Annotated in this window: 17 protein-coding genes; 13 read left to right on the top strand and 4 right to left on the bottom strand. The window is 69.2% G+C overall.

All coding sequences use genetic code 11. The features are described 5' to 3' along the window. Window positions 1-171: 171 nt before the first annotated feature. The 5 genes from Vqi01_RS15115 to Vqi01_RS15095 all read left to right on the top strand — a co-directional run bounded on the left by Vqi01_RS15115 (window position 172) and on the right by Vqi01_RS15095 (window position 5,276). On the top strand, window positions 172-1,356 hold the full coding sequence (locus Vqi01_RS15115) for a zinc-dependent alcohol dehydrogenase (protein ID WP_204035423.1): 1,185 nt from the start codon (window positions 172-174) through the stop codon (window positions 1,354-1,356). An 81-nt stretch (window positions 1,357-1,437) separates the two neighbouring features. Further along, the gene (locus tag Vqi01_RS15110; protein WP_239098412.1) at window positions 1,438-2,499 is read left to right on the top strand and encodes a serine hydrolase; all 1,062 of its coding nucleotides are present in this window, start codon (window positions 1,438-1,440) and stop codon (window positions 2,497-2,499) included. Between the two features lie 39 nt (window positions 2,500-2,538). Then, window positions 2,539-3,699, top strand: coding sequence for an MBL fold metallo-hydrolase (locus Vqi01_RS15105; protein WP_204035422.1), 1,161 nt, complete (start codon window positions 2,539-2,541; stop codon window positions 3,697-3,699). A gap of 161 nt (window positions 3,700-3,860) precedes the next feature. Next, window positions 3,861-4,505, top strand: a complete 645-nt coding sequence (locus Vqi01_RS15100; RefSeq protein WP_204035421.1) for a NeuD/PglB/VioB family sugar acetyltransferase — start codon at window positions 3,861-3,863, stop codon at window positions 4,503-4,505. A gap of 186 nt (window positions 4,506-4,691) precedes the next feature. After that, window positions 4,692-5,276 carry a sugar transferase gene (locus tag Vqi01_RS15095; RefSeq protein ID WP_504740170.1) on the top strand — a complete coding sequence of 195 codons (585 nt, stop codon included), beginning with the start codon at window positions 4,692-4,694 and terminating at the stop codon, window positions 5,274-5,276. A 94-nt stretch (window positions 5,277-5,370) separates the two neighbouring features. On the opposite strand, the gene Vqi01_RS15090 is transcribed toward Vqi01_RS15095, so the two are convergent. Further along, entirely contained in the window at window positions 5,371-6,882 is a 1,512-nt protein-coding gene (locus Vqi01_RS15090) for a deoxyguanosinetriphosphate triphosphohydrolase family protein (protein WP_204035419.1), read from the bottom strand. A gap of 62 nt (window positions 6,883-6,944) precedes the next feature. On the opposite strand from Vqi01_RS15090, the gene Vqi01_RS15085 reads away from it, so the two are divergent. From Vqi01_RS15085 to Vqi01_RS15065, 5 genes are all read left to right on the top strand, one after another. Next, window positions 6,945-9,362 (top strand): Tex family protein, encoded by a 2,418-nt coding sequence (locus tag Vqi01_RS15085; protein WP_204035418.1) that lies wholly within the window; start codon window positions 6,945-6,947, stop codon window positions 9,360-9,362. Between the two features lie 89 nt (window positions 9,363-9,451). Beyond that, a complete protein-coding gene (locus tag Vqi01_RS15080; RefSeq protein ID WP_204035417.1) occupies window positions 9,452-9,880 on the top strand; it encodes a hypothetical protein in 429 nt (142 codons plus the stop codon). A gap of 149 nt (window positions 9,881-10,029) precedes the next feature. Beyond that, window positions 10,030-11,169, top strand: coding sequence for a DegT/DnrJ/EryC1/StrS family aminotransferase (locus tag Vqi01_RS15075; protein WP_204035416.1), 1,140 nt, complete (start codon window positions 10,030-10,032; stop codon window positions 11,167-11,169). A 228-nt stretch (window positions 11,170-11,397) separates the two neighbouring features. Beyond that, a complete protein-coding gene (locus tag Vqi01_RS15070; protein WP_204035415.1) occupies window positions 11,398-12,615 on the top strand; it encodes a GNAT family N-acetyltransferase in 1,218 nt (405 codons plus the stop codon). Between the two features lie 146 nt (window positions 12,616-12,761). Continuing rightward, window positions 12,762-13,433, top strand: a complete 672-nt coding sequence (locus Vqi01_RS15065) for a NeuD/PglB/VioB family sugar acetyltransferase (protein WP_204035414.1) — start codon at window positions 12,762-12,764, stop codon at window positions 13,431-13,433. Between the two features lie 69 nt (window positions 13,434-13,502). Here Vqi01_RS15065 and wecB read toward each other — a convergent pair whose 3' ends face one another. Then, complete coding sequence (gene wecB / locus Vqi01_RS15060; RefSeq protein WP_204035413.1) at window positions 13,503-14,627, bottom strand: non-hydrolyzing UDP-N-acetylglucosamine 2-epimerase; 1,125 nt, start codon at window positions 14,625-14,627, stop codon at window positions 13,503-13,505. Between the two features lie 227 nt (window positions 14,628-14,854). On the opposite strand from wecB, the gene Vqi01_RS15055 reads away from it, so the two are divergent. From Vqi01_RS15055 to Vqi01_RS15045, 3 genes are read left to right on the top strand one after another with little or no spacing between them, the layout of a single operon-like run. Further along, window positions 14,855-15,895 carry an SDR family NAD(P)-dependent oxidoreductase gene (locus Vqi01_RS15055; RefSeq protein WP_275408811.1) on the top strand — a complete coding sequence of 347 codons (1,041 nt, stop codon included), beginning with the start codon at window positions 14,855-14,857 and terminating at the stop codon, window positions 15,893-15,895. Further along, complete coding sequence (locus Vqi01_RS15050) at window positions 15,892-17,184, top strand: glycosyltransferase family 4 protein (protein WP_204035412.1); 1,293 nt, start codon at window positions 15,892-15,894, stop codon at window positions 17,182-17,184. The genes Vqi01_RS15055 and Vqi01_RS15050 overlap by 4 nt, the downstream gene beginning before the upstream one ends. Next, window positions 17,181-18,098 carry a dTDP-4-dehydrorhamnose reductase family protein gene (locus Vqi01_RS15045; protein ID WP_204035411.1) on the top strand — a complete coding sequence of 306 codons (918 nt, stop codon included), beginning with the start codon at window positions 17,181-17,183 and terminating at the stop codon, window positions 18,096-18,098. The genes Vqi01_RS15050 and Vqi01_RS15045 overlap by 4 nt, the downstream gene beginning before the upstream one ends. Window positions 18,099-18,109: 11 nt before the next feature. Here Vqi01_RS15045 and Vqi01_RS15040 read toward each other — a convergent pair whose 3' ends face one another. Together Vqi01_RS15040 and Vqi01_RS15035 are read right to left on the bottom strand one after the other, a co-directional pair. Beyond that, a complete protein-coding gene (locus Vqi01_RS15040; RefSeq protein WP_204035410.1) occupies window positions 18,110-20,512 on the bottom strand; it encodes a glycosyltransferase in 2,403 nt (800 codons plus the stop codon). Between the two features lie 38 nt (window positions 20,513-20,550). Continuing rightward, the gene (locus Vqi01_RS15035) at window positions 20,551-21,744 is read right to left on the bottom strand and encodes a hypothetical protein (RefSeq protein ID WP_204035409.1); all 1,194 of its coding nucleotides are present in this window, start codon (window positions 21,742-21,744) and stop codon (window positions 20,551-20,553) included. Between the last annotated feature and the right edge of the window lie 2 nt (window positions 21,745-21,746).

Raw genomic sequence — 21,746 nt, 5'->3', positions numbered from 1 at the left:
CCGGCGGCACAACGTGTGCCCTTGATCGTTGACGCTTGCGCGGTCGCCTACTCGGCGTGTCGAGTGGCTGAGGCGTCAACGATCGAGGAGCGAGGTGCCCGCGAGCGGGTCGGTTGAAGCTCCTTGGCTCGGGTAGCAGTTCCTTACCCGAATCGAGGAGGAGGGGACGGCATGCGGGCAGTCACGTGGCAGGGCAAGCGGGACGTACGGGTCGAAGAGGTGCCCGATCCCCGCATCGAGGAGCCGACCGACGCGATCGTCCGGATCACCTCCACCGCGATCTGCGGCTCGGACCTGCATCTCTACGAGGTCCTCGGGCCGTACCTCAAGCCGGGTGACGTGCTCGGCCACGAGCCGATCGGCGTCGTCGAGGAGGTCGGCCCGGGGGTGACCCGGATCAAGCCGGGCGACCGGGTGGTGGTGCCGTTCAACATCGCCTGTGGCAGCTGCTGGATGTGTCAGCGGCAGCTGTACGCGCAGTGCGAGACCACCCAGGTCACCGCCGAGGGCAAGGGCGCCGCCCTGTTCGGCTACACCTCGCTGTACGGCGCCGTACCCGGCGGCCAGGCGGAGTACCTGCGGGTGCCGTACGCCGAGTTCGGCCCGGTCAAGGTGCCGGACGACGGCCCGGACGAGCGGTGGCTCTACCTCTCCGACATCCTTCCCACCGCCTGGCAGGCCGTGAAGTACGCCGACACTGGGCGCGGCGGGACCCTGGCCGTCTTCGGGCTCGGCCCGGTCGGCCAGTTCTGCGCCCGCGTCGGCCGGCACCTCGGCGCCGAGCGGGTGATCGGGTTGGACCTCGTGCCGGAACGGCTGGCGATGGCCCGCCGGCACGGCGTGGAGGTGCTCGACGTCTCCCAACTCGACGACGTGCCCGGCACGTTGATCGACCTGGTGGACGGGCGCGGGCCGGACGCGGTGATCGACGCGGTCGGCATGGAGGCACACGGCGCGCCGCTGGGCAAGGCCGCCCAGACCGTCGCCGGACTGCTGCCCGACAAACTCGCCCAACCGATGATCGACAAAATCGGGGTGGACCGGCTGGTCGTGCTCAAGGCCGCGATGAAGGCCGTCCGACGCGGCGGCACGGTCTCCGTCTCGGGGGTGTACGGCGGTGAGGTGGACCCGCTGCCGCTGATGGAGATGTTCGACCGGGGCATCCAGCTGCGGATGGGCCAGTGCCACGTCCGCCGCTGGACCGACGAGATCATCCCGCTGCTCGCCGACGACGCCGACCCGCTCGGCGTGGCGGACCTGCGTACCCACCGGCTGCCGCTGGCTGCGGCCCCGCAGGCGTACGAGATGTTCCAGCGCAAGGAGGACGGCTGCGTCAAGGTCGTCCTCGCCCCGTGAACGCATCGAGGGGAGCACAATTTTCGATCTGTCGGTCTAGGGTGTCTGCGAGGACACCGTCAGGACCGATGGGAGAGACAGTTGACGATCCGGTTGAACCGCAGGACCGCGCTCGGTCTGGGCACCGTGGCCACGGCCGGCACCGTGTTCGGCACGGCCGTGCCGGCCGCCGCTGACCCCGGCCGCGCCGCACCGGCCGGCGGGGCGGAGGCCGCCGGGGCGGAGGCCGCCGGGGCGGAGGCCGGCGGCAACCCTGAGCGGATCGCGGCACGCATCGGGGCCGCCTACCGCTGGGAGAGCGGCCGGGCCGGGGGAAACTGGCAGGCGTACGTCAGCCTCACCGGCCCGTCCGGCGGTGACCCGGTGGAAGCGGTGAGCGAGTCGGCGGACCGGCGGATCGAGGCGTACAGCGTCAACAAGATCGCCGTGGCGGTCGCGGTGCTGGACAAGGTCGACCGCGGCCTGCTCACGCTCGACCATCAGGTGGAGGTGACGGCGGGGATCATCGTGCCGAGTGGCGACGGCATCTTCAGCCTGGACGGCGCCTACCCCAGTTCGGTCACCCTCGGGCACGTACTGGCCAACCTGCTGACCGTCTCCGACGACACCGCCGTACGGCTGTGCGGGCTGGTCTGCCCGGCCGCCGAGCTCAACCAGATCCTGGTGGCCAAGGGCTTCCCCAACACCCAGGTGCAGCCGGTCGCCAACCCGAACCGGTTCTTCCTGGGCACCAGCACGCCACGGGAGACCCATGACCTGCTCCGGGCGCTCGTCGGCGGCGCGCTGCTCTCCCCCGCCTCGACGGAGGTCGTGCTGCGGATGCTGCGCTCACCGGTGGCGTTCACCGACGGCATCCGGCGCGACATGTCCTCGGCCGAGCGGGCCCGGATCGCCACCAAGGCGGGCTGGTTCGCCGACGCCCGGCACGAGGCCGGAGTGATCTTCGACGCCGCCGGGGCGCCCCTGGTGACGTACGCCCTCTTCGCCGACGGCCAGGCCGGCGCGGACGACTTCGGCGCCACCCACCCCGCCGTGCAGGCCCGGGCCCGGCTGGGGCGGCGGTTCCTGGACCTGACCGCCGGGCTCGGCGGCGCCGGCACCACGCACCGCGCCCGCCCCTACCGGCCCAGCAACGGCGGCTGAGGCGACTAACGTGGTGCCGGAAGAAGCTGAGGGGGAATCATGCGGGCGCCGAGGGAGCCGGAGCGGCCGACCACCGGCCGACGGATAAGTGGGTCGCTGGCCGGCCTGGCCGCGTTGGCCGGCCTGGCCAGCCTGGCCGGCCTGGCCTGGGCGGCCCGGGACATTCCGGTTGCCCTCGGCGGCCGGCTGGCCGGCGCGCGGGCCGAACGGGCCGCCCGGTCACCGCAGTTCCGCGACGGCACGTTCCACAACCGGGCGACCACCCGGGCGATGGCCCCGGCCGCCGACCATAACCTGCTCCGGGAACTGATCTTCGGCAAGCAGAAGCGGCGGCCGAGCGTCGCGGTGCCGCTGGTCCGGCCCACCCCGGCGCCCGATGTCGATCCGGCACGCGAGCTCAACGTCGTCTGGTACGGCCACGCCACCACACTGGTCGAGATCGAGGGCCGGCGGGTGCTGCTCGACCCGGTGTGGAGCGATAGGTGTTCGCCCTCGGCGGCCGTCGGCCCGCGTCGGTTGCACGAGCCGCCGGTACGCCTCGACGAACTGCCCCGGCTCGACGCGATTCTGATCTCACACGACCACTACGACCACCTGGACATGGCCACGGTGCGGGAGCTGACAGCCCGGCAGTCGGCGCCGTTCCTGGTGCCGCTCGGTATCGGCGCCCACCTCGACCGCTGGGGCGTGCCGGCCGACCGGATCGTCGAACTGGACTGGTCGCAGACCCACCGGGTGGCCGACCTGGAGATCACTTGCGCCGCCGCCCAGCACTTCTCCGGCCGCGGCCTGCGCCGCAACGGCACCCTGTGGAGCTCCTGGGTGGTGGCCGGGCGCCAGCGCCGGGTCTACTACACCGGCGACTCCGGCTACTTCGAGGGGTACGCCGAGATCGGCGCGGAGCACGGCCCGTTCGACGTGACGCTGATGCAGATCGGCGCCTATGACCGGGCCTGGCCGGGCATCCACATGTTCCCGGAGGAGGCGGTCACCGCCCACCTGGACCTGCGCGGCGGGCTGTTCCTGCCGGTGCACTGGGCCACGTTCAACCTCGCCCTGCACGACTGGTCCGAGCCGGTGGACCGGCTCTGGGCCGAGGCCAAGGCGCGCGACGTCCGGCTGGCCGTGCCGCGCCCCGGCGAGCGGGTGGTGGTCGACGATCCGCCGCCGGTTGACGGCTGGTGGCAGGCGGTCGCCTGAGGAAGTTCGCCGACCAGGTCTAGCAACGCACAACCAGGTGAATGGGCGAGTTTGCCTCCATCAGGGCGACACCCGTTCACGGTCACCTCGTTGACCTCCTTGTCAGAGCAGTGCGGTGCGGTTGGGTCGCGCCGGTGGGCCCTGCGAGGTGACAGATCAGGATGACCATCGACCTCGTCATCATCGGCTGCGGTGGTCACGGTCGGGAGATCGCCCAACTCGTGGCGGCCGTCAACGAGGCGAGCGGCCGGCCGGCCTGGCGGCTGGTCGGCTTCGTTGACGACGCGCCCTCGGAGATCAACCGTAAGCGAGCCGAGGCGACCGGAGGCCCGTACCTCGGCACGCTGGCAGTGCTTCACGACCTGCCGCCGCAGACCCATGTCACGCTCGGACTGGGCGATCCCACCATCCGGCGAGCCGTGGACACCCGGGTCGACGCGCTCGGCTTGCCCGCAGCCAGTCTCGTACACCCGGACGCCACCGTGGGTGCCGATCTCAACGCAGCCGAGGGCCTGGTGGTGTTTGCCGGCGCCCGAATCACCACCAACGTCACTGCAGGGCGGCACCTGCACGTCAACCAGAACGCTACCCTCGCCCACGACTGCGTTGTCGGCGACCACGTGTCGCTGCACCCGCTCGCCGCCGTCTCCGGCGACTGCCGCCTCGGCACCTCCGTGCTGATCGGAGCGGGCGCCGTGGTGCTGCCCCGGCTACAGATCGGTGCCGGGGCAACGGTAGGAGCCGGCGCCTGCGTCGTACGCGACGTCCCGCCGAACGTTGTGGTCAAGGGCGTGCCGGCTCGCTGAATCACACCCGAAGCAGTCGCCCCGGTTCCCGGCGGTGTGCCGATATTCCCCGGTACGCGAGCATTGCACCTGATACAAACCTTCTGTGAGGAATGACCGTTTGACTTGGACGGAGGTCGGATCTTGTCCACACCCTCGCCTGCTGCGCCCGTACGCCAGCCCCGACACGCCCAACCGGATGATCAGGTGAAGCGATTCGTGGACGTGGTCCTGGCGGCCGCGCTACTGCTGCTGACGGCACCGGTGATGGTTGTGGTAGCGGCGGCAGTCGCCGTAGGGCTGGGGCGACCAGTCTTGTTCCGGCAGTGCCGCATCGGGCTACACGAACGCCCATTCGAGCTGGTCAAGTTTCGCACCATGCGCGAGCCACACGGCGATTTGATCAGTGACGCCGATCGACTCACCCCGCTCGGTCGTTGGCTGCGCGCCACCAGCCTGGATGAGTTGCCCACTTTCTGGAATGTCCTGCGCGGGGATATGAGCCTCGTCGGGCCTCGGCCGCTGCTCCCCCAGTACCTCAGTCGCTATTCGCCCACTCAGGCGCGGCGGCACCTAGTTCGCCCGGGTGTCACCGGTCTGGCGCAGGTGCGCGGGCGCAACAGCCTCGACTGGGACGACAGACTCGCGCTTGACGTCGAGTACGTGGAGCGCCGCAGCTTCCGACTCGACCTGTCGATCCTGGTCGCCACCGTCGGTACGACGCTGCGCCGGGACGGAATCTGCGCCGAGGGCCATGCGACCGCACCGGAGTTTCTCGGGAGCCAGCGCTGACTCCGATCAGGACGAAGCACCCATGGTGGGGTGCCCAGTTACCGGGCCGCGCCGGGTCCAGCGGACGACCGTCGGCTGGTGCCGGGGTACGTCGTCACAGCACGAACGCGTCGGTCCAGAGAGCGCCGGAGCGGCCGGAGAGCGAATCCAGCATCGCCACCGCCTGGCCGTCGGTCAGTTGGGCCACGAAGTCCACGATGGCCCGGCCGCGGGCCTTGCCGATCCGGTCCGGGGTACGCGGATGCAACTCCGCCTCGGCCAACTCCACCAGGTCGTGCAGCCGCCGGGGCAGCCGGGACTCCTCCTCCGGGTCGAGCAGCCACTCCAGCAGCGCCTCGACCAGGGTGCCGAGCAACCGCGCCTGACCGCGCTGGTGCAGCGCCAGGTCGGGGCGAGCCAGCACGAACCGGTGGTGCACGAACTTGAGCACCTGCACCTCGTGCCACTGCGCCGGGCCGAGCAGCACGTGCCCGGAGCGCACCGACGGCTGCTCCACGACGGTGATCGCGTCGACGAACCGGGTGGTCCAGCGGGCGGAGAAGCGGGTCACGTACTGCTCAGCCTCGATCGAGCCGTCGAACGGCAGCGCCAGCAGCCCCTCCACCAGTTCCCCGCGGACATGCTCGACGGCGGCGGCGAACGCGTCGTCGTCGGCGATCCAGCCGTCCTTGCCGTGCAGTTGGCGGCGCAGCCGCTCGATCGCCGCGCCGGGCCGGCGGGCCGAGGTGGTCAGCGCCGCGTCGGTGATGCTGCGTAGGCTCGCCCCCTCACGCTGCCAGGCCATCAACTCGGCGGCCACCGCGCCCTGCTGGAGCACTCCGACCCGGTAGAAGTCCTCCACGTCGTGGATCGCGTACGCGATGTCGTCGGCGGTGTCCATCACCGACGCCTCGACGGTCTGCTGCCAGTCGGCGACCCGTCCGACGAACGGGGCCCGGGCCTGCCGCAGGTCGTCCACCTCGGTGCGGTACGCCCCGAACTTCGTTGAGCCGCTGTCCGGGTCGTCGAAGGGCGCGGTGGCTCCGCGCGGCGGCGGGTCCATCAGGCGCGGATGCGGGTCGGGATGGTCGAGTCGGGTCCAGGGGTACTTCAGCATCGCCGCCCGCACCGCCGCGGTCAGGTCCAGGCCGGTGGTGGCCGCGCCACGGATCTCGGTCGAGGTGACGATGCGGTACGACTGGGCGTTGCCCTCGAACCCGTCGGCCAGGCCGAGCCGGTGCCGGGCGAGCCGATCCAGCACCCGCTCCCCCAGGTGCCCGAAGGGTGGATGGCCGAGATCGTGGGCGAGCGCGGCGGCCTCCACCACGTCCGGGTCGCAGCCGCCCAGCTTCTCCATCAGGTCGCGCTGCGACCCGTCGGCGGTGAGCCGTTCGGCGATCGCCCGAGCCACCTGGGCTACCTTCAGGCTGTGCGTGAGCCGGTTGTGCACCAGCAGCCCGGACCCGCCCGGACTGACCACCTGGGTGACGCCGCCCAGCCGGGTGAAGAACGGCGAGCCGACGATGCGGTCCCGGTCGGCGCGGAACGGGCTGGTCGCGAGATCGCCGAGGGTCCGAGCGCTGCCGCCGAAGAGCCGCCGTGCCCGCGGCTCCACAGGTGCTTCCATGATCGCCACGGTAGCCCGGCAGAATGCACCACGTAACCCACATCAGAAGGCGGAGCGAAGACGTGACCCTCACTGTTCATCAGCGCATCGCCGAGGAACTCGGCATCGCCGAGCGCCAGGTACACGCGGCCGTGGAGCTACTCGACGGCGGCGCCACCGTGCCGTTCATCGCGCGCTACCGCAAGGAGGCCACCGGGCTGCTCGACGACACCCAGCTGCGCACCCTGGAGGAGCGCCTGCGCTACCTGCGCGAGCTGGACGAGCGTCGGGCGGCGGTGCTGGAGTCGATCCGTTCCCAGGGCAAGCTGGACGAGGCCCTGGAAGCGCAGATCATGGCGGCCGACTCCAAGTCCCGCCTGGAGGACATCTACCTGCCGTACAAGCCGAAGCGGCGGACCCGGGCACAGATCGCCCGCGAGGCCGGTTTGGAGCCCCTCGCCGACACGCTGCTCGGCGACCCGACGCGCGACCCGCGCGAGACAGCCGCCGGCTACGTCGACGCCGACAAGGGGGTGGCCGACGTCGCCGCCGCGCTGGACGGGGCGCGGGCCATCCTGATCGAGCGGTTCGCCGAGGACGCCGACCTGATCGGCACGCTGCGCGAACAGATGTGGTCGCGGGGCCGGCTGGTGTCCCGGGTACGCGAGGGACAGGAGAGCGCCGGCGCGAAGTTCGCCGACTACTTCGACTTCGCCGAGCCGTACCCGAGACTGCCCTCGCACCGGATCCTGGCCATGTTCCGGGGCGAGAAGGAGGGCGTGCTCGACCTGACCATGGATCCGGAGCCCGACGGCGACGTTGACGCGCCGGTCACCGGCCCGACCCGGTACGAGGCCGCCATCGCCGGCCGGTTCGGGGTCAGCGACGCCGGGCGGCCCGCCGACAAGTGGCTCGCCGATACGGTGCGCTGGGCGTGGCGTACCCGCATCCTCATCCATCTCGGTGCGGACCTGCGGATGCGGCTGTGGCAGGCGGCCGAGGAGGAGGCGGTCCGGGTCTTCGCCACCAACCTGCGGGATTTGCTGCTCGCCGCGCCGGCCGGCGCCCGGCCCACCATGGGGCTGGACCCGGGCCTGCGTACCGGGGTGAAGGTGGCCGTGGTGGACGCCACCGGCAAGGTGGTCGCCACCGACACCATCTACCCGCACGAGCCGCGCCGGCAGTGGGACGCCTCCCTGCACACCCTCGCCACGCTGGCCGCGGCGCACGGCGTCGAGCTGATCGCCATCGGCAACGGCACCGCCAGCCGGGAGACCGACAAGCTGGCCGGCGACCTGATCAAGCGGCACCCCGAGCTGAAGCTGACCAAGATCGTGGTTTCCGAGGCCGGCGCCTCGGTCTACTCCGCCTCCGCGTACGCGGCGCAGGAGCTGCCCGGACTGGACGTGTCGCTGCGCGGCGCGGTCTCCATCGCCCGCCGCCTCCAGGACCCGCTCGCCGAACTGGTCAAGATCGACCCGCGCTCGATCGGCGTCGGGCAGTACCAGCACGACCTGTCTGAGGTGAAGCTGTCGCGGTCGCTGGACGCCGTGGTGGAGGACTGCGTCAACGCCGTCGGTGTGGACGTCAACACCGCGTCGGCTCCCCTGCTCACCCGGGTCTCCGGCATCGGCGCCGGCCTGGCCGAGAACATCGTGCTGCACCGGGACGCCAACGGGCCGTTCCGCACCCGGGCCGACCTGCGGAAGGTGACCCGGCTCGGGCCGAAGGCGTTCGAGCAGTGTGCGGGCTTCCTGCGCATCCCCGGCGGCGACGACCCGCTGGACTCCTCCAGCGTGCACCCGGAGGCGTACCCGGTGGTGCGCCGCATCCTCGCCTCGACCGGCCAGGACCTGCGGTCGATCATCGGCAAGAGCAGCATCCTGCGCGGGCTGCGCGCGACCGACTTCGTCGACGACACCTTCGGCCTGCCCACCGTCACCGACATTCTCGCCGAGTTGGAGAAGCCGGGCCGCGATCCGCGGCCGGAGTTCAAGACGGCGACCTTCGTCGAGGGCGTCGAGAAGATCAGCGATCTCACGCCCGGGATGATCCTCGAAGGCGTGGTCACCAACGTCGCCGCGTTCGGCGCGTTCGTGGATGTCGGGGTGCACCAGGACGGACTGGTGCACGTGTCGGCGATGTCGCGCACCTTCGTCAAGGACCCGCACGAGGTGGTGAAGTCCGGCGACGTGGTGAAGGTCAAGGTGCTGGACGTGGACGTACCGCGTAAGCGCATCTCGCTGACCCTGCGGCTGGACGACGACGCCCCGGCCGGCGGCCGAACGCCCGAGACGGGTGCTCGGCGCGACCGCGACGCCGGTGGCGGCACGAGGGGTGGACAGCGTGGCCAGGCCGGTGGCGGGCAGCGCGCCGAGCGGGGCGGACGCGGGACGGACCGGGTTTCGCGCGGTGGGCAGCCCCGACGGCAGGGCCAGGGTGAGCGCGCCCCGGTCAACGACGCGATGGCCGAGGCCCTACGCCGCGCCGGCCTGGCCTGAGAAGCTCCGCCCGCTGACGGATCGACGCAGCTGACCGGGCCGCGCCGGTCCGGACAGCGGGCGGCGTGGTTGCCAGTACCGTGGCACATGTGACGGACGACGGCCCAGCATGGCGGGAACGACGGCAGCATGCGGTTCGGGCGCACGCCGCGGCCGAGGCGCGACAGCGCGCGGTCGAGCAGGCTGAGGCGGCGGAGTTGGTGGCCCGGTTCGCGGAGCAGGCCCTTCGGCGAGGTCTGCGCACCAGGCGGCTCGTGGCGGTGTCCTACGACGGGCACCGTCGCTACCGCACCCACCTCACCGGCTGGTACATCGACCGCGCCCACACCCGCGCGGTGGACATCGCGGGCCGCTACTTCCTGCTGACCGTGCCCGCCAGCCTGGCTGCCCGGCTGTTCGGCGCTCGGCCCGAGCCGTCACCACCGCCCCTGGTGGTCGGTCGAGGCGGTCGGGACGGAGAGAGCTTGCCGATGGCGACGTTGCTCAGCAACCGGTTGGCCGCAGGAGACGACTGGTAGTGATCGCGGTGGCGGTCCGGTCGACATGACCAGCCAAGCCGACGAGCAACACTGACAAAATGGACAGCTGCTCGCGAAAATGGCGAAACTCCCTGGTGGTCGGGTCGTTTAGTGCTGCGTAGGCGACCGATTCGCTGCGAGGAGTTTCCATGCCTGTGCGCGCGCCCATCCACCTGTCCGCACCCGACGTGGGACCGGCCGAGGAGGCTGCGGTCCTGCGTGCGCTACGCAGCGGCTGGGCGACGCCGTTCGGTCCGGAGGTGGACGCCTTCGAACAGGAGATCGCCCGACGGGTCGGCGTGCCGTACGCTCTCGCCCTCAACTCGGGCACCGCCGCCCTGCACCTGGGGCTGCTCTCCTGCGGTGTGGGGCCGGGGCAGCTGGTGCTGGTGCCCACCGTGACCTTCGTGGCGACCGCCAACGCCGTGCTCCACGCCGGTGCCACTCCCTATTTCGTGGACTGCGACCCGGCCACCGGCAATGTCGACGTCGGCCTGTTGGGCGAGGTCATCGCCGACCTGCACCGGGCCGGACGGCGGATCGGTGCGGTGATGCCGGTCGACATGTTCGGCTCGTGTGTCGACTACGACCCCCTGCTGGCCCTGTGTCGGGAGGCGGATCTGGCCGTGATCGAGGACTCGGCGGAGGCCCTGGGCTCGACGTACCGGGGACGCTGTGCCGGCTCCTTCGGCGACGCGGGGGTGCTCTCCTTCAGCCACAACAAGATGATCACCACTTCGGGCGGCGGGATGCTGCTGTCACACGACGCGCAACTGATCGCCCGGGCCCGCCATCGGGCCAACCAGGCCCGCATCCCGGCGGCCCACCACGAGCACGACGAGATGGGCTTCAACTACCGGCTCAGCAACATCCTGGCGGCGGTCGGCCGTGCCCAACTCGCCCGGCTGGACGAGTTGCTCGCGCGTCGACGTCGAATTCGAGAGCACTACACGAAGCTGTTCGCCCCGGTGAACGGCGTCGAGGTGCTGGCCGACAGCGACCCGGGCACCAACTGCTGGCTCACGGTGATCACCGTCGACCCGCACCTCAGCGGCTGGCAGGCTGCGGACCTGGCCAGCCACCTCGCCCAGGCCGACATCGAGACGCGGCCGGCGTGGAAACCGATGCATCGGCAGCCCCTGTTCGCCGGTGCCGAGGCCCGGCTGACCGGTGCCGCGGACCAACTCTTCGCCCGAGGGCTCACCCTGCCGAGCGGAACGTCGCTGAACGAGCAGCAAATCGCCCGGATCACCGACGAGGTCGAGAATTTCCTGCGGCAGCGGTCCTGACTGTGGGCCGAGGAATAATCCCGGCGCACTTTGCGCGCTTTCTGTCCGTTTGATAAACAAAAACAGGTTTCGCCTGCTAGAACAGGGTTCCGGCCCGCCGGACAGGACCGAACGGCCGATTCGGCCAATGGGCTGATCGCCCGTCAGCGGCACAGAGCGGAGATGCTTTCATGAACATCCTACTGACGTCGGCTGGATATCGGAACACGATGGTTCCGGGGGCTGGCCTTGATTAGGCACAATATTCCCGCCAGACCGCTCGCGCAGATCGAGAGCGACCGGCTCTCCACTGCGGAGCAACGACGCATCCGGCGTCTCAATGCCGTCAAGCGGTGTGTCGACCTCTTCTGCGGCAGCGTACTGCTGCTGTTGGCCGTTCCGGTCTTCGTCGCGATCTCCATGGCGATCTGGCTGTCCGACGGGCGACCGGCGATCTACCGGCAGTCCCGCCTGGGGCACCGCGAGGCTTCCTTCGATCTGCTCAAGTTCCGCACCATGCGGCCGGCCGAGGACGGACCATCCGCAGGGCGCAACGACCGGCAGCGCCTCACTCCGCTGGGCCGATTCCTGCGCACCACCAGCCTGGATGAGCTGCCCCAACTGGTCAACGTGCTACGTGGAGACATGTCCCTGGTCGGACCTCGACCGCTGTTCACCCGCTACCTGCCCCACTACCGGGAGAGCGAACGGCTGCGTCACGTCGCGCGGCCGGGCATCACCGGGCTGGCCCAGGTCAGCGGGCGCAACCACCTGGGATGGGATGAGCATCTCCGCGTCGACGTCGAGTACGTCACCAACGCCTCGCTTCGCACCGATCTGCTCATCCTCTGGCGCACGCTGGTTCGGGTCATCCGTCGTCGGGATGTCGTCGTCATCCCCGACGAACTGGGAGAACCCCTGGACTCCGAGCGGACCTATCCGACGCTCGACGGGCTGACCCTGAGGCGGCTGCGGACCAGCGACCTCGACCGCCGGGTGAGTTGGATGAATGACCCCCGCACGCGGCTGCACACCCGGATCGAGGAAGTCACCCCGGCGTCGACCAGCGCGTGGTTCGATCAGGTCCGCCAGAACCCTGATCGTCACGACCTGGTGGTCATCGAAGGGCTCGGCCGCCGGCCGGTCGGCATGACCGGGCTCATTCCGACCGGTCCGGGCACGGCCGAGTTCTACCTGTTCGTCGACCCCGAACAGTACGGGCGAGACGTCGGCCGGGCGGCCAGCACGATGGTCTGTCGATGGGCGTTCGACCGACTCGCGCTCGACGAGATCACGCTGACGGTGCACCAGGACAACCGTGCCGCGCGCCGGATCTACGAATCGTTGGGGTTCCAGCAGGTCACGATCGACGACCATCGCCTGACCATGGCGTTGTCCCGAGCCCGCTTCGCGGCCTTGTTGCGAGCGAAGGTTGGGGTGCCACCGGCGAGGGTCCCCGTCGGATGACGACCGTCTTATCGATTCCAACCACGCCTCACCGCGGCCCTGGTGGGCGCCCGACTGAGTCTGCCCCCGTCGCCCTCTGGCACACCGGCGGGCTGATGAACCAGATGGTCGACGGGCACCTGGGGGTGAATCCGATCGGAGCGACGATGACCACTGCTGAGGCCACCACCCGACCGAGCGATCTGGTGATCGTCGGCACCGGAGGCATGGCCCGAGAGATCTTCGGAATAGTACGAGCGATCAACGCCCGGGGCGGCGAAAGCTCGTTCTGGCACGTCCTCGGCTTCGTCGATGACCACCCCGTTGACAGCAACCTGAAGCTGGTACATCGGCTGGGCGCCCGGCTTCTCGGTCCGATCCGACTGCTGGCGGAGTTGCCGTCTGACACGTACATCGCGCTGGGTGTGGGCGATCCACGCCGGCGGCGACGCACGGACGAGGCGATCCGGGGATACGGGCTGGCCGCCGCCAGCCTCGTGCATCCGAACGCGGAGATCGGGGCGGACTGTGTCTTCGCCGAGGGGTTGGTCGCCGCCGGCGGCGCGCGCGTCACCACGAACGTCGTCCTCGGACGGCACGTGCACCTCAACCAGAACTGCGCCGTCGGCCACGACAACCGGCTCGATGACTTCGTGTCCGTGAACCCGCTCGCTGCGATTTCCGGCTACTGCCGCTTGGAGGAGGCTGCCATGGTCGGCTCCGCAGCGGTCGTCCTGCCGAAACTGACGGTCGGCAGCGGTGCCGTGGTGGGCGCGGCTGCGTGCGTGACCCGGGACGTCCCCCCTGGTGCGGTGGTCAAGGGCGTGCCAGCCCGGTGAGACGTCGGCACGCCGGCCCCAGGCCGGCAGCCGACGGCTGGCATCGATCACGCCGGCGGCCGGCGTCGATCATCTGCGGATGCCGGCCCAGTCGTGATGCCGGCGCACGGTGGAGAGAATGAAGCCGACGACGCGACGAGAGGTATCGGGGACCTGGTAGTCCGCCGGGCAGGGCACGCCAGTTGCCGCGACCTGGTCGATCGTCACTCGGACGGCGTCGACCACCCCTTCCGGATCGAGACCCGTCATGATGATGCCGCCCGCGTCGAGCGCTTCCGGCCGCTCCATCGAGTCCCGCAGCGTGACGGCAGGAAAGCCGAGGATCGCGGCCTCCTCGCTGATGGTGCCGCTGTCCGAGAGCACGCAGCGCGCCTGGGTCTGCAGCCGCACGTAGTCGAAGAGGCCGAATGGTTCATGGAAGGCGATCCCGTCGAGGTCGAGCATCCCACCGGTCAGCGACTCGAGCCGCTTACGGGTACGCGGGTGGGTGGATACCAGCACCGGCAGCTGCCACATCCGCCGGACTGCGGACAGGCAGTCGAGCAGTCGACGCAGCCGCTCAACGCTGTCGACATTCTCCTCCCGATGCGCGCTGACCACGAAATAGCCGCGTGGCGCAAGCTCAAGGCGCTCCAGGATTCGCGATGACTCGATGTCCGTGCGATAGAAATCGAGCACCTCGCGCATCGGCGAGCCGGTGTGCAGGATCCGGCGCGGATGCAGGCCCTCGGCCAACAGGTTTCGCCGTGCGTGCTCGGAATAGACCAGGTTGAAGTCCGACACGTGGTCAACCAGCCGGCGGTTGGTCTCCTCCGGCACGTTGAGGTCGAAGCACCGGTTCCCGGCCTCCATGTGGTAGACCGGCACCCGCATCCGACGGGCCATCACCGCGGCCACGCTGCTGTTGGTGTCGCCCAGGACGAGCAGGGCGTCCGGCCGCACGTCCCGGATCGCCTCCTCCACACCGACGAGAACGCCACCGAGAACCCGCCCGAGCGACGAGGTGTCGACCTTGAGAAATCGATCCGGTTCCCGTAGCCGCAGTTCGGTGAAGAAGACATCGGACAGCGAGTGGTCCCAGTTCTGCCCGGTGTGCACCAGGACATGCTCCACGGTCCGGTCGAGTCGATTCATGATCCTGGACAGCCGGATTATCTCCGGACGCGTGCCCACCACCGTCATAACCCGCGTCATTGCCCGCCCCCTTCACCGCAGCCGACGCCGCCTGACGACGGGCGCTGTCTCATGACCAAACGAGGATGATCAACGCCGGTAACGGCGCGTGGCATGAAAACTGATCGCATTCCTATCGGTTATCGCCGTTTTCCCGTTTTCCGTCATCGGCGGATGTATGCGGACGTATCGTCTGGCTTGATGAGATCGCACTTACCCCTTGCAGTTGGGGGAGAACAGGAGTTACCGTGACGTCCACGCTCATGGGCCGGCGTTTTCTGATCACCGGCGGCACGGGGTCCTTCGGGCGGACGATGGTCTCCCGACTCCTTCAGGCGGGCGCCGCGGAGGTACGGGTCCTCAGTCGGGACGAGTCCAAGCAGGAGACCATGCGACACCAGCTCCGCGACGACCGCGTCCGCTACTACGTCGGCGACGTACGCGAATACGACTCGGTGGCCAAGGCCAGCAGGGGCACCCAGTTCGTCTTCCACGCCGCCGCCCTCAAACAGGTGCCCTCCTGCGAGTTCTTTCCGCTAGAGGCGGTCCGCACCAATGTGCTCGGCAGCGCGAACGTGGTGGACGCCTGCGAGCGCAACGGCGTCGAGTCGCTGGTGGTGCTGAGCACCGACAAAGCCGTCTACCCGATCAATGCGATGGGCATGGCGAAGGCGTTGATGGAGAAGGTGGCCCAGGCGCACGCTCGCAACAATCCCACCGCCCGGACCCGGGTCTGCATCGTGCGCTACGGCAACGTCATGTATTCGCGCGGCTCGGTGATACCGCTGTTCATCGAACAGATCCGGCGCGGCGTGCCGATAACCGTGACCGAACCGAAGATGACCCGATTCCTGATGTCGTTGGAGCAGTCGGTGGGGTTGGTCGAGCACGCGTTCCACAACGGCCGCCCGGGGGACATCTTCGTTCGCAAGGCGGACGCCTGCACGATCGGGGATCTGGCAACGGCCCTGTGCAACCTGTTCGGCGTGCCGGCCAAGTTCAACATTCTCGGTATCCGGCACGGCGAGAAGCTCTACGAGACGCTCGCCGGCCGTGAGGACATGTCCCGTGCCGAAGACCGCGGGGATTTTCTTCGGATTCCGGTGGACAGCCGGGATCTCAACTACGCCCTCTACTTCGAGGAGGGTGATGTCGACCGAAGCGATCAGGCGGATTTCAACTCGCACAACGCTCGACGTCTCACCGTTGCGGAGATCGAAGCACTGCTGTTGACCCTGCCGGAGGTCCGAGCCCAACTTGATGCACACACGGTCGGGGCCCTGGCGTGAACACCGGCGCCAGCGAACGAGCGGACCGGGTCGCACTGGTCAGCCAGTGGTTCCCCCCGGAGCCCGCGTCCCTCACGAAACGCTTCACCGGATCGCTGCGCCGGCAAGGCTTCGCCGTCGAGGTGCTCACCGGCGTTCCGAACTATCCCCGCGGTGTCGTGTACGAGGGCTACTCGGCCCGGCGCAGGACCGTCGAGAAACACGACGGGATGCGTGTCGTACGCACACCGCTCTACCCCAGCCACGACCGGTCCGCTTTCGGTCGGACCGTGAACTACGTGAGCTGGGCCGCGTCCTCCGCGCTGCTCGGCGGGCGCGTGCTACGCGACGCGGACGTGGCCCTGGTGTACTCCTCGCCGGTGACCGCGACCGCCGCGGCCATGACGGCCCGGCTGCGCTGGGGAACACCGTACGTGACGATGGTCCTCGATTTGTGGCCGGACAACGTGTTCGCGACCGGGTTCCTCACCGAGGGCCTCACCCGGCGCCTCGCGGAAGCGGCGCTGGGCCGCTTCACCGACCAGTCCTACCGCTGGGCCGACCATGTGACGGTGCCCGCTCCGGGGCTACGGGACATCATCATCGATCGGGGCGTACCGGCCGACAAGGTCTCGGTGATCTACAACTGGGCTGACGAGAAGATCATGCAGCCGACCGAGCCAGAACCCGGACTGCGATCCCGGTTGGGTCTGACCGACGAGCACTTCCTGCTGATGTACGGCGGCAACCTCGGCGCGGCGCAGCGACTCGATGTCGTGATCGACGCCATGAGCTGGCTGCGTGACCTCCCAGACGTACATCTGCTGTTGGTGGGTGACGGAGTCGAGAAGGACAATCTGACGGCTCGGGCGATGCGAGATCGGCCGGGCAACATACATTTTCTCGACCCGATTCCCCCGGACCGGATGGCCGCCCGCATGGCCGCCGCCGATCTGCACCTGGTGTCTCTGGCGGACGAACCACTGTTCCGGATCACCTTGCCCAGCAAGATTCAGTCGATCCTCGCCTGCGGTCAACCGATGCTCGTCTGCGCGCCCGGTGACGCGGCACGAATCACCCACGACGCCCGAGCCGGCTTCGCGGCGCCGCCTGAGGACCCAGCGGGCCTGGCGGCGGTGATCCGATCGGCGAGGGCGACACCCCGGCATCAGCTACGGGCCATGGGGCAAGCAGGCCGCCAGTACTACCTGACCCATATGAGTGAGGCGAGCAACGAGCGGATCCTCGCGGATCTGCTCACCGAGGCGGCACGGCGGGGCAGGACTTCCCGCCGGAACAAGAGGCCATGATGATCCAACGCGTCCTCGTTCTCGGGGTCACCGGGATGCTCGGTCACACGCTCCTGCGTGAGCTGAGCAGTGATGAACGGCTCGAAGTCCACGGCACCGCGCGGGACCTCGCCCTGCACGCCCACCACTATCCGGCCCGGTTGCTCACGCGGATCACCCCGGGAGTCGACGCCGCTCGGTTCGAACAGGTACAGCAGATCCTCGACAGCATCCGGCCGCACGCGGTCGTCAACTGCATCGGCGTGATCAAACAACGCCCCGACGTGCAGGACGCCGTACAGACAGCGACGATCAATGCGCTCTTCCCCCACCTGTTGGCGGAGGCTTGCGCCCGAATCGGAAGCCGTCTGATCCACATCAGCACCGACTGTGTGTTCTCCGGTGGCCGGGGCAGCTACGTCGAGACCGACCTGCCTGATCCGGCGGACTTCTACGGACGGTCGAAGTTGCTGGGGGAAACCGTTGCGGCTCCCGCGCTGACTCTCCGTACGTCCATCGTCGGGCACGAGCTCAGCTCCAACCGCTCGCTGGTCGACTGGTTCCTCAGCCAGTCAGGGCTGGTACGGGGCTGGACCAGAGCCATCTACAGCGGAGTGACGACCGTCGAGTTCGCCCGACTGCTACGAGAGGTCGTCCTCCCCCGGGAGGACCTGACCGGGCTCTACCACGTGGCCGCCCGCCCCATCTCGAAGTACGAACTGCTCCGCCTGGTCGCCGACGTGTACGGCTGGCGTGGTGAGCTGGTGCCATGCGACGAGTTCGCCTGTGACCGGTCGTTGCGCGCGGATGCGTTGGCGGCGTCGACCGGCTACCGCCCGCCGGACTGGCCGGAGATGATAGGCGCGATGCGGGCGGTACGCGACCGCTCGACCGGCGACGCGGTTCGGTTGGCCCGGCAGGACGTCCGGGTCTGAGGGCCAGCACCTCAGCAGAAGTTCCGCGCCTCGTCGAGGACGTTGCGGTTGGCGTTCTGCAGCCGCCATTTCCGGTACGCCTCGCCCGCTTCCTGTCTCGCCTGGAACCGGTCCTGCGGTGACATGCCGGCCAACTGGTCGAGACTCGCCGCCAAGCTGGTCGCGGTCAACGGCCGGACCACGAGGCCGCGCGCCCGCTCGATCAATTCGCTCCAGGGCGTGTGGTCCGAGCAGATGACCGGGCAGGAAGCGGCGAGGCTCTGAATGATGACGTGCCCGAAATTCTCGCCGATCGTGGGAAACACGAACGCGTCGTACCGGCTGAAGGTCGGGGCGACGGCCGAGGGCGGCAGGGCACCGAGGTACCGGACCCGGACGTGGGACGGCAGTTGCCGCATCAGGTCCTGGCACGTGGCCCAGTATCGGGCGTCCTGCAAGGGACCGAAGACGTCGAAGTCGATCGGTTGGGTGACGTCTCTCAGTGCCGCCAGGACGAGCGCCAGGTTCTTCGATGCCGAGATGCGGCTGATGAACACGAGGCGCAACGGCCCAGGGTTCGGCCCGGTCGGGGGCAGCGGCTCGGCTGTGTCGACGTGGTTGCCGACGACCAGCACCCGGGCCCACGGAAAAATTGCTCTGATGTGATCGCGCTCCAGTTCGCTGCACGCGTGCCATCGCACGTCGAGCCTTTTCAGCAGCGGTGCCCAGATCCGCAGGAAGGCTTGCTTCTTCGGCCGCTTCAGGCCGAGCGATCCGGGAAGAAGCTCCCCCCTGGGCGCGACGAGGATCGCGCGTACGCGCACGAGCCGGGACGCGGCAGCCAGGATCGCGACGATCGAATAGCGCGACCAGAGACTGTTGACGTAGAGCAGGTCGAGGGGCCTGCTCCGGATTCGGCGCGCGGCACGTAGCCACCCCGGCAAGCTCTTCGGGCTCAGGTAGAAGACGTCGCATTCGTCGTTACGGCGAATCCATCGGCCGGACAGTTCCGGATAGGGTTCTGCGCATCCGAGATCATGATCCGCTGTCACCAGCAGCAGTTCGATGTCGGCGGGCAGCGTGTCTGCGATCCACGCGACGGATCTGACTGGACCGCCGCCGCGGAATCCGGGTTCGAACGCGCCGACGGTCGCCAGCACCCGGTAGGTCGAGCACGCCGGGGAATCCGTGGTACCGCTCGGCCGACCAGCCGCGGAGTGTCCGCCGCTCGCATCGACCGTCAGATAACTGAGCCACCAGCAGGCGGCGGTCAGCGCTGCCAGCACGGCCAGTGCTGCCACGGCCCCCTGGGCTCCGTACAGGACACCGCCGGAGACGAACAGGAGGATCCGCATCGGTCCCAGCACGCAGCCGATCAGCAACGCGCGACCGGCCGCCCCCTGCACGCGGTGTCCGGCGAAACCGACGGTGGCGATGGGGGCCAGGACGGCCTCGACTGCCAGCAGGAGCAGTAGCGGTCGGGCGGCGCTCCAGTTCGCGCCGAGCATGGCTTCACCGATGCCGTCCGGAAGCAGACACACGGCGAGCGCCGCCGGAGCGATCAGACCGACCGCCAACGCGTTGACCAGCCCGGTCGTACGTAGCCGAGCACGGCGCGTAACCGGTCGGGCCCGGGCGAGATACGGCACGATCAGCGATGAGAGGGTGGCCATCAGGAGGGTCACCGGGCCGAAAATGGTCCGAGCCGCCCCGATGGCACCGACGATCGAGACGCCGACGACCCCGCCGGCCGCAGCCAGGGCGCTCAGCGCCACCTGTGACGATCCGATCGTGACCAGGAATTGAGCGGCGAAGTTACCGGCGACGCGGGTGTCGTGTCGGTCGAGCCCCCATCGGGGCAGCACCGGGTAGTCCTGCTGGACGGCGACCCCGAATCCGGTGAGCGCTCCGGCGGCGGCCCACGCGCCGAAGACCACGACCGGAGCGACGGGCGCGAGAAGAGCCGACAGTACGGCGGCCACGCTGCAACCGGTCCAGATGCACTCCTGCACCAACGCCACACGTGTCTGGCCCACGCCGAGGTTTATCGCCTTGATGTAGTCGCAGAGCACCAGGCCGGGCAGCGCCAGGCCGGCGATGACGAGGTACGGAGAGCCGAGGACCGCACCGACCACGACAACCGCGCCGCCGGTCACCGAGCCGACCAGGCAGGCCCGTCCCGCTCCTGCCCCCACCTCCGCCGGCCTCGATCCCGGCCGTGGGGCGAGGACCGCCTCCGTGATGCTCGTACGGATCAGCCCGGTGGCCAGTACGTAGATGGAAAGTGCCAGCGCGAACTGCCCCAGCCGGGCCAGCGGTTCACCCCGGGCGACGGTGACCGAGACAACGAGATTCCCGATGCTCGACAGTCCGTTCACCGAAAAGGCCGCCAGGGCGCGGGCACCGAATCTGCCCTCGCCCCCGAGCCGGGTCACCCGACGGACACGGCCGAACATTGTCGGCGTTGACGCCGTCACGTGTCGAACCGGTCGGCCGCCACCCGGCTGCCTGACGGTGCCGATCGCTCGCGCGGCCGAAGAAGGAACAGGACCAGCAGGATCGGTAACGCGGCCACGGTGTGTTGCAGGAACCCGACCACGTTCTCCGGGTACGTCCTCGTCCAGATGAGCGGACCGGCCACGGCAAAACCGAAGAGCGACAGGCGCACCGGCCCCGGCGTGCCCCCTGTCCGTAACAGCAGCACGACGACGAGTGCCCAACCGCCATAGAAGAGCACCACTCCCCAGGGGCCCTCAAGGAAGTAGACCGTGCCAAGGGTGAGGAAGTTGTAGGCGGAGTGGGAGCTGCCGCCGAGGTATTCGTTGATACGCGTACCGGTGGTGAGGGGAGGCCGCTCGGCGTCCAGAGCCCGGGGAAGCAGGCCGTAGCGGACAATCCCCGGTAGGCCGGGATGATCCACGGCAGCCGGCACATCGTAGGCGCTCGCCCGCGTCAACTGCAGATCGAAACGAATGCGTTCGGCGGCGGTCACCTCTTCGGAAACCTTCACGCCCCCTTCGGTCCGCACATCGTTGCGGGCCGAGTAAAGAGTCGGCCACGCCATGAACAACGCGACTGCGGCAACAACCACCAGGCGGGGACGGATTACGCCGCAGATGGCTCCCACCCCGAGGATGAAGGACAGGTAACTGATCAGTGGTGAGGAGAACGCGGTCATCAGGACAAGCACCACCTGCGTGGCCAGCAGAGCGGTCGTCCACCACAGAACACCCAGGCGCCGCGCCTGCCCGCCGAGCAGACTCGCCAGCAGCAGCACGAACGCGAGGTACCGCCAACCTGAGAACAGGGACGTCAGGACGACTGCGGGAGAGACATTCACCTCGCCGCTGACCTGGGCGAAGATGGACCCGCGGCCCGCCAGTCCGCCGATGAGGTCGGCGATGATGCTGACGATCGTCGTCGCTCGGGCGAGCAGATAGAGGTGCGGGTACCCGGCGTTGGCCCGAGCCAGACCGGACTGCCAATCGGAACGCTTACCCAGCCAGCGGGCAGTCGCCAATTCGATAACGACCGTGCCGGCCAGAGCCAGCAGCAGCAGTTTGACGATGAACCAGAGTTCCGGATTGCCGTTCAGCAGCGCCATCGGAACCACCAGGACGCCGTAGGGGACGAGAACCAACAGACTGGTGGGGTAGAGCTGCAACAACC

Source organism: Micromonospora qiuiae, from assembly GCF_016863555.1.
Classification (GTDB): domain Bacteria; phylum Actinomycetota; class Actinomycetes; order Mycobacteriales; family Micromonosporaceae; genus Micromonospora; species Micromonospora qiuiae.
Note: the sequence above shows the minus strand (reverse complement) of the source record. Positions and strands in the feature narration are given on the sequence as shown.

Coding starts and splice junctions, on each gene's coding strand:
- wecB (WP_204035413.1), bottom strand. CDS start 14,627: ATGACGCGGGTTATGACGGTGGTGGGCACGCGTCCGGAGATAATCCGG.
- Vqi01_RS15105 (WP_204035422.1), top strand. CDS start 2,539: ATGCGGGCGCCGAGGGAGCCGGAGCGGCCGACCACCGGCCGACGGATA.
- Vqi01_RS15100 (WP_204035421.1), top strand. CDS start 3,861: ATGACCATCGACCTCGTCATCATCGGCTGCGGTGGTCACGGTCGGGAG.
- Vqi01_RS15090 (WP_204035419.1), bottom strand. CDS start 6,882: ATGGAAGCACCTGTGGAGCCGCGGGCACGGCGGCTCTTCGGCGGCAGC.
- Vqi01_RS15045 (WP_204035411.1), top strand. CDS start 17,181: ATGATGATCCAACGCGTCCTCGTTCTCGGGGTCACCGGGATGCTCGGT.
- Vqi01_RS15075 (WP_204035416.1), top strand. CDS start 10,030: ATGCCTGTGCGCGCGCCCATCCACCTGTCCGCACCCGACGTGGGACCG.
- Vqi01_RS15115 (WP_204035423.1), top strand. CDS start 172: ATGCGGGCAGTCACGTGGCAGGGCAAGCGGGACGTACGGGTCGAAGAG.
- Vqi01_RS15065 (WP_204035414.1), top strand. CDS start 12,762: ATGACCACTGCTGAGGCCACCACCCGACCGAGCGATCTGGTGATCGTC.